This is a genomic window from Psychrobacter sp. 1Y4, from assembly GCF_051847555.1.
The window spans coordinates 1-1,043 of record NZ_JBPYDE010000163.1; the positions used below are offsets into that span (position 1 = coordinate 1).

The 1,043-nt window shown below is 47.0% G+C and carries 1 protein-coding gene; it reads left to right on the forward strand.

What is annotated here, in order from left to right:
- Positions 1-267: 267 nt before the first annotated feature.
- The coding region (locus ACS8FC_RS15005; RefSeq protein WP_439297360.1) for a trypsin-like peptidase domain-containing protein at positions 268-1,043 on the forward strand (776 nt) is incomplete at its 3' end.

The following is a 1,043-nucleotide window of genomic DNA, read 5'->3' on the forward strand; positions in this document are numbered from 1 at the left end:
TTGACCATTATTTATTGCAAATGTCTGATAACAGTGATTTTAACATGGCACTGTAAAAGAGTAGACAAGATGGATAACTGAAATGGTACACGATACGTTACTATTTCACGGCATTGCGGTTATAATTTATACATGTGAGCCTGCATAGCTCTGGCTATTAATTGCCTAATCAAACAATTACCTAATCAAGCCATGATGGCCGAGTAGTCGCAGTCTTCTCACCTTATTTCTCACTGTCCGTCTGCATTAAATTTATAGAGGTTCTATATGTCGTCATCCCAGAACACCAATAACACCCATAACAAGGCGTCTTTATTAAAATGGTTACCTTGGGTCTTATTGCTGCTAGTGTTAGTAGCGTTTATCTGGTTGTTCACGAGTATGAAGTCGACGTCGGAGGCCACGTGGGAGCCGCCGAGAACCCCGCCTGCGGAGCAGCAAGCGTCAGAACCTGTTGCGGATACACCAGCGCCCATTTCTTCTTATCATAATGCAGTTGCGCGTGCGTCGCAGTCGGTTGTCAATATCTACACCACACAAACGATGACCGAGCATCCTTATATGGATGATCCTGTACTGCGCCGGTTTTTTGAATATCATGGTGGCCCATCACAGGAGCAGGGCAATACCAATTTAGGCTCTGGTGTGATTGTATCAGAAGATGGCTATATCGTGACCAATGCGCATGTCATCGAAAAAGCGGATGAAATCACTTTCGCATTTAACGACGGTCGTAAGAGCCGCGCTAAAATTATCGGCACCGACCCAGATAGTGACCTAGCGGTGATTAAGGTCGATATGACGGGATTGACACCGCTTGGTTTCCGCGAAAATCCGATACGTGTGGGCGATTTGGCGTTGGCTATCGGTAATCCGTTTGGGGTCGGTCAGACGGTAACTCAAGGGATTATCTCAGCGACTGGGCGTACTGGACTGGGCGTCAATAAGTTCGAAGACTTTATCCAGACGGATGCGGCGATTAATCCAGGTAACTCAGGTGGTGCGCTGGTCGATGCTCGCGGTGAGCTAGTCGGTATCAATAC